The organism is Sphingobium sp. SG1, from assembly GCF_057063145.1.
This window is the reverse complement of the sequence record NZ_JBVVOJ010000046.1, coordinates 1-5,883: the sequence shown is the minus strand read 5'-3', so window position 1 is coordinate 5,883 and position 5,883 is coordinate 1. Positions and strand designations below refer to the sequence as shown.

The 5,883-nt window shown below is 60.1% G+C and carries 9 protein-coding genes; 8 read left to right on the top strand and 1 reads right to left on the bottom strand.

Annotation, left to right across the window (positions count from 1 at the left end):
• The first annotated feature begins 82 nt into the window (after nt 1-82).
• The 8 genes from AC0KVN_RS27255 to AC0KVN_RS27220 all read left to right on the top strand — a co-directional run bounded on the left by AC0KVN_RS27255 (nt 83) and on the right by AC0KVN_RS27220 (nt 4,676).
• On the top strand, nt 83-955 hold the full coding sequence (locus tag AC0KVN_RS27255; RefSeq protein ID WP_004213405.1) for an ArdC family protein: 873 nt from the start codon (nt 83-85) through the stop codon (nt 953-955).
• A gap of 147 nt (nt 956-1,102) precedes the next feature.
• Entirely contained in the window at nt 1,103-1,363 is a 261-nt protein-coding gene (locus tag AC0KVN_RS27250) for a hypothetical protein (protein ID WP_004213406.1), read from the top strand.
• 3 nt (nt 1,364-1,366) lie between these two features.
• The gene (locus AC0KVN_RS27245; RefSeq protein ID WP_004213407.1) at nt 1,367-2,647 is read left to right on the top strand and encodes a Fic/DOC family protein; all 1,281 of its coding nucleotides are present in this window, start codon (nt 1,367-1,369) and stop codon (nt 2,645-2,647) included.
• 325 nt (nt 2,648-2,972) lie between these two features.
• Nucleotides 2,973-3,362 carry a DUF3768 domain-containing protein gene (locus tag AC0KVN_RS27240; RefSeq protein WP_483656764.1) on the top strand — a complete coding sequence of 130 codons (390 nt, stop codon included), beginning with the start codon at nt 2,973-2,975 and terminating at the stop codon, nt 3,360-3,362.
• Nucleotides 3,363-3,373: 11 nt separating this feature from the next.
• Nucleotides 3,374-3,661 (top strand): hypothetical protein, encoded by a 288-nt coding sequence (locus AC0KVN_RS27235; RefSeq protein ID WP_004213312.1) that lies wholly within the window; start codon nt 3,374-3,376, stop codon nt 3,659-3,661.
• The gene (locus AC0KVN_RS27230; protein WP_004213311.1) at nt 3,658-3,924 is read left to right on the top strand and encodes a hypothetical protein; all 267 of its coding nucleotides are present in this window, start codon (nt 3,658-3,660) and stop codon (nt 3,922-3,924) included. Before AC0KVN_RS27235 ends, AC0KVN_RS27230 begins: the two co-directional genes overlap by 4 nt.
• Before the next feature lie 12 nt (nt 3,925-3,936).
• Nucleotides 3,937-4,146: a hypothetical protein gene (locus AC0KVN_RS27225; protein WP_004213310.1), complete on the top strand. Its 210-nt coding sequence runs from the start codon at nt 3,937-3,939 to the stop codon at nt 4,144-4,146.
• Nucleotides 4,143-4,676, top strand: a complete 534-nt coding sequence (locus AC0KVN_RS27220; protein WP_004213308.1) for a hypothetical protein — start codon at nt 4,143-4,145, stop codon at nt 4,674-4,676. Before AC0KVN_RS27225 ends, AC0KVN_RS27220 begins: the two co-directional genes overlap by 4 nt.
• Before the next feature lie 41 nt (nt 4,677-4,717).
• Here AC0KVN_RS27220 and AC0KVN_RS27215 read toward each other — a convergent pair whose 3' ends face one another.
• On the bottom strand, nt 4,718-5,008 hold the full coding sequence (locus tag AC0KVN_RS27215) for a hypothetical protein (protein WP_004213307.1): 291 nt from the start codon (nt 5,006-5,008) through the stop codon (nt 4,718-4,720).
• Nucleotides 5,009-5,883 lie beyond the last annotated feature (875 nt).

Below are 5,883 nucleotides of genomic sequence, written 5' to 3'. Positions count from 1 at the left end.
TTCCCCCTCCCCATCCCGCGCTTCGCCAGCGGGTCAGAGCCGCAGGCCGCAGGCAGCGGCTTCGCCTAAAGGAGTGAGGAAAATGGCTAAGGAAACGAACCGGATCGACATTTATCAGGCTGTCACCGACGATATTCTTGCGATGCTGGAAGCGGGGACCAAGCCTTGGGTGAAGCCGTGGAGCGGTGGGCCGACGATTCCGCTCCGGCACAATGGGGTCGCCTATCGTGGGATCAACGTCCTCAGCCTTTGGGCCAGCGCCATGCGTCAGGGCTTCGCCTCGCCCTATTGGCTGACCTTCAAACAGGCGTTGGAGCTGGGCGGCAATGTCAGGAAGGGCAGCAAGGGAACCACCGTTGTCTATGCCAACAAGCTTGTCGTGAAGGACTCCGAGACGGACGACGAGCGCGCCATTCCGTTCCTGAAACGATACACGGTTTTCAATGCCGATCAGGTCGAGGGACTGGACGGCAAATACCCCGCGCCCGCTCCGATCATTACCAATCCCGAAACCCGCGACGTAGAACTTGAAGTGATGTTCTCTCGCATCGACGCAACCGTTCGCATCGGCGGATCGCAAGCCTATTACCACACCCGCGATGACTATATCCAAATGCCCGCTTTCGAAGCGTTCCATTCCGCCGACGACTACTATGCCACGCTTGCACACGAAGCCGTGCATCATGCAGGGCATGAAAGCCGCCTCAACCGGAAAACCCTGATTTCAACGAGCCGCGCCGACTATGCGAGGGACGAACTTGTGGCCGAGCTGGGCGCATCGTTCATCGGTGCGATTGTCGGTTTCAAGGTCGAGGAACGCGAAGATCATGCCGCGTATATCGAGCACTGGTTGACCGCGCTCCGCAATGACAAGCGCGCCATTTTCGAGGCTGCCCGTGAGGCACAGAACGCCGCCGACTACCTGTTGGCGATGATGACCGACCAAGCGGATTGATATGCCCGCCCCGCAAAATGCACGAGACGCCGCGCAAGCGCGGCGTCCCATTTCAGGAAGGTGAAATATGGGGGCTACTCAATGTGGTTTATATACAAATCCCGACATGTTAACTATGGCTGGGAGCAGGTCGTTTTTAGGTGCAAAATGGAAAATATCATCGACACCTACAGGAATCGCATCAAGGCGATGGGATATGAGCCGCGTCGGCAGGAAGACATTCCTGGCGTGATGACAGCTTATTGCGAGGCAATCGCAAATTGCAAGATTGAAGGACTTGAATTGGTTTCGGATGACCACTCTTTTTGTTTGCTGTTGGTCGAAACCCAAATTCCCGTCGATGTGGCGATTGGTCTGGCGCAGGACTACAACCGTGATGTTATGTCCCGCCAGAAACTCGCTGCATGACAGGTGAGCGACCCTTACACCTGGCGTAACAGCGACGTTCTTCGGAACAAGCTGGGAATCCGCGACGATAATATCCTCAAGGAGCGAGAAGCTTTCTTCTCGGTTGTCCGACATGGCGAGCTGGTCGTGCAGCGCGCCGCGCCGGCGACGAACGCGCGCGAGTATCGCGAACTGCACAATCATCTGTTTCAGGACGTATATGATTGGGCGGGGCGCTTTCGGACTGTGGACATAAGCAAACCCGGCAGCACCTTTGCCCGAGCGCACTTCATTGCCCGCAGCATGGAGCACGAATTTAAGCAGCTGCCCGACCTCCAAACCCTCAAGTCGATGGATCGTGATCGCTTTGCCGATACCATGGGGCGGCATATTTCCGAATTAAATGCCGTTCATCCGTTCCGTGAGGGCAATGGTCGCACCATGCGGCTGCACTTGCAGCTGCATTCCCTTGCGGCCGAAAAATTCGTCTCGATCCAGGCAATGGGGCCGAAGGACTGGATGGAGGCGAGCCGCGACAGCTTCCATACCGGAAATCACGCCTCCCTCGCCAAAGTCATCCGTGATGCAATGCCGCTCGAACAGAACCGCGTCGAGCCAGCGCGTGGGCCAGCGGGCATCGCGTTTCCGCCCTCGATGGAATCTCTCATGCCAGTTGGCGAACGACGCGCAATGAGTATCGAGCAGGCCAAGGATCAAATCAGCCGTTACCTACCTACTGCGCAAACCGTGGCGTCGCGGCAGCATGAGCAGCTTAACCGGATCGCGGAAACGTCCGCCGACATGCGCCAGCTGGCCGCGCGTTCAGCGCAGGAGCTTGCCTTTTTCCGCGACCCCAAAGGGCCGATGCACCACCTTCAGCTGATTGAGCAACGCCGCTATCATCAGATCGAAGTCAATTGGTCCGAGGGCATGGACCCGCTGCAAAGAGTCCGCGCCATCAGCGCGGGCGCCGCAGATTTCCTTTCGAAAATGACCGATCGCGACATTCAGGCCGCCGATCGCGCGCTACGTCTGCAAGTCATGCCTCCCGGCGTCAGTCAGGTTGATCTACGCCTTGCTGCACAATTCGAGAAAAACTCGCCTGAGCAGAACCGCGCCGATGCCAGGTTCGCGCAATTCCAGCTCGCCATTGATAAGCGCGTCGCGACAGCTACCGAGCGGGGTGCATCGAAGGAACAGCTGGCGCAGATCGTCGAAAGCGCAAAGGCCCATGTCGCCGCTACATTGCGCGAAGGCAAATCACCGACGCCGACCGCCGAGAAACCAAAGGACCGCGAGCGCTGAAAATGAGCGGCCAGGGCCGCGCGCCTAGTAGTCTGTCAGCTGCCACATAGGATCGAGCGGCCCAGGGCCGCGCCCCGTCAGTGGTGGCAGCTGCCACCGGGGGAACACCAAGGGCACCCGCCCTTTCGTTCCCGAAGCATAATCGACAGGACCGGGTTGCCCGACAAGTTCGGCCAGTTCCGGCGCGCTCGCGCGCCGGGGCCTCCCTAGTCGCGCCGCCCGCACCACTCCCATCGATTTTGCTTCCCCCTCCCCATCCCGCGCTTCGCCAGCGGGTCAGAGCCGCAGGCCGCAGGCAGCGGCTTCGCCTAAAGGAGTGAGGAAAATGGAAGCGACAACTGACCAGATCGCCACCGTTGCGGCGCTGAACGACATTGCGCGGCGAACGATGGGCGTGACTTGTCGCACCGTGATTACGCAAGGCATCGCGGCGCTGGACGAGAATACGCAGAACGACATTCTCAAGATGATTGAGGGTTTTGAGGATTTCACACCCGACAACGACCCTCACGGCGAGCATGACGCCGGTTTCCTTTATCGCGACGTGATCGGCCAATGGCATACCCGCTGGACCGACGACAGCGCACGCCCAGTCCTCTCGGTCATGTGGAAGTTCGACTATTACGACCGCGATCTTGAATTTGGCAGCGCTGAACCGTGGAATCCCGATGCCACAACCCGCGTGCTCACCATTCTCCTAACCAGCGAATATTGAGGGAGGCCATCATGACTAAATCGCCCCCGATTATCGAGCTTAGCTGGCGTGATGAGAATTATGGTTCCGTCTGCGCCGTCGCCGCATTCCGCAACTATGCGGGGACACTGGATTGGAGCGACCGCACCCACCAGCGGTTTCGCGGATGCTTGAAACGCGCAGGCTTTGCGTTCCATTGGGGCCGATGCAGCTATATCGCCACCAGCGGCACCCGCGAGGATCGGCAGCGCGCCCTTTGTGACGAGCTGGCCCGCGCAGGATTCCAGATCGACAGCGGCGACGTGAGGACAGAGGCATGAACCGCGAACGCCGCAAGCAGATCGCCGCCGCCCGCGTGCTGATCGACAAGGGCAAAGCCCTGTTGGATGAGGCGCGCGACATGCTCGAAACCGTCAAAGATGACGAGCAGGCCGCCCGCGAAAATCTGCCACCCAGCCTTGAAGACAGCGAACGCGCGCAGGCGATGGACGCCGCAGTTTCCGAACTGGAAAGCGCGATTTCAGCCCTTGAAGACTTCGACGCCGACGAGATCGGCACGCAACTCGACACCGCCAGCGAATAGGAAGGATTGACCATGCAACCCATGCGCCACCTAGATCGAGACACGCGCCGCGCCCGCCTTCTGGCGGCGCGCACGCGCCCCGTCGGCGGCATCAACCGGCGCGGCATCTTCACCGGCCATTGGGACGGTGGCGATGTTGTGCGCCAGTTTCGCGGCGACAACGGATCATGGATCGGCCTTGCCGCCTACAAGGCGAAGGAAGAGCCGGAGCCGCAGCCATGAAAATCAGCAACACGGCGAGCGCCGTTCGCGTCACCCTCTCCCCCACTGAGATCAGCGATTTGCAATTTGTCATCGAGGCGGCCGAGCGCGCGGGGCATTACATGCCCGCGCGCGTCCCTAACATCATGGCGGCGCTGACGCGCAGCGCCGATGATGTTAGGATGAAACAGGCCATGAAGCGGGCGGAAAATGATCGCGTCACGCGGATCGAGCAGGACCGGCGCGCGCGCGAACGTCAATTCATGCTGGGCGACCGATACAGCGTCATGGCGAGCCGCGCCGACTACGCCGATGCGTCTTCTGATCCGGACGCGCGCCAATGGGTTGACCTGGTGTTTCATGAAATCATGCAGAGGCCGCTTCCCGATCAATACGAACTCCGGCGCGACGTGTGGCGTGTCCACGTTGTCCAACTGGACGGCGGCACGCTCGGCGCTGTTGTAGGCGGCGATTGCACTCAAACCGCCGACCCCGCCGAAATTACTTCCGTAGCGGAACAGCTGATCGCCCGCTTCGAGGGCAGAGCTTGACGCGCGTGGAGCGGTGGCAGCTGCCACCACTCCAGAAAGATCTAGAATCCGGCGATTAGAGGCAGCAGCGCCGCCGCTTGACTTCCCAGGACCGGCACCCAATAATTCGCGGCGCGGTAATCAGGGCCGTGATCGACCGCCATCACCCCGAAGACATATCCGATCATCGGCAGCGTCCACAGCAGACGCCCGCTCAGGTCCACGCCCATCAGCACCAGCGCCACGCCAAGCACGGCCCAAAGCGGAATCAGTCGTTCCATGATCTCGCGATGACGGACTATTCGCCATGCGTTTTCCCGGTCATCGGCGCTAACCTGCGATACGAGGCCCATAGCTTCCCCTTTTCATCAACGGTCGCCGGCGATCATCCAACGGCTTCACGAAAATGTGAAGCGCTTCGCGCGCATTCTCGCCGATCCGTTGTATAGCCCTCATCGAGCGAGGGCGAGGGACTGTGACAGCGGCCCTTCGCAAATCCTCTCGCTCAAAGGAGGTGATGTGATTTGACAGCATATGAAGCAGCTCAATTGACGATCGCAGCCGTCGCGCTCGTGATCGCAATTGTGAAGCTGGGAAAGTCCGATAAGGGCTGATCCAGCGGGGCGGGTGGTCTGACAGGGCTGCCCGCCCTAAATGTTTGAACCCGCCGTGTGACAGCACGGCGGGTTCAGGTAGGTGTGTGAAATGAATCAGCACACGAAGCATTGCCTATATAGCCCTTTTCCCTTGCCAATCCAATAACCGGCGTGCGCGCGGCGCGTTCCCCTCCTGTTCCGCATGGCGCATAAGCGCCCAATGGCTGCGAACTACAACCGCCCCAAGCCCATCGATCCTATCTGGTATCGGCAAGGCTGCTATCTGCGCATCCAGTGCGCTTGCGGTCGCCGCATCGTCGCCCCGCTGGGTGACTTCGCCCGCTCGCGCCGCATTCCTTTCGATATCCGCATATACGAGCTGATCGCGCGACTTCGGTGCAGCCAGTGCAGCCGCAAACCTTATGCGGACGTGTCGCGAAGCCGCTCGGGCAATTAAAATGACGGAGGATCTGATTGTTCGGACGCTTTCGGCGCTATCTGTTAGGCCTGTCGCCGGCGACAGGCCGCAACGCCCGCTAGGCCGCCGCTATGTACAAGGCCCAGTCGGCCCGAAGCTGCGATTTTGGCCATGTTGAAGAACAAAGATTGAACATGGCGATCTACCAGGCTCG

Excerpts from the sequence above, each read along its gene's own strand:
- AC0KVN_RS27255 (WP_004213405.1), top strand. The coding sequence starts at position 83 with ATGGCTAAGGAAACGAACCGGATCGACATTTATCAGGCTGTCACCGAC.
- AC0KVN_RS27250 (WP_004213406.1), top strand. The coding sequence starts at position 1,103 with ATGGAAAATATCATCGACACCTACAGGAATCGCATCAAGGCGATGGGA.
- AC0KVN_RS27240 (WP_483656764.1), top strand. The coding sequence starts at position 2,973 with ATGGAAGCGACAACTGACCAGATCGCCACCGTTGCGGCGCTGAACGAC.
- AC0KVN_RS27235 (WP_004213312.1), top strand. The coding sequence starts at position 3,374 with ATGACTAAATCGCCCCCGATTATCGAGCTTAGCTGGCGTGATGAGAAT.
- AC0KVN_RS27230 (WP_004213311.1), top strand. The coding sequence starts at position 3,658 with ATGAACCGCGAACGCCGCAAGCAGATCGCCGCCGCCCGCGTGCTGATC.
- AC0KVN_RS27225 (WP_004213310.1), top strand. The coding sequence starts at position 3,937 with ATGCAACCCATGCGCCACCTAGATCGAGACACGCGCCGCGCCCGCCTT.
- AC0KVN_RS27220 (WP_004213308.1), top strand. The coding sequence starts at position 4,143 with ATGAAAATCAGCAACACGGCGAGCGCCGTTCGCGTCACCCTCTCCCCC.
- AC0KVN_RS27215 (WP_004213307.1), bottom strand. The coding sequence starts at position 5,008 with ATGGGCCTCGTATCGCAGGTTAGCGCCGATGACCGGGAAAACGCATGG.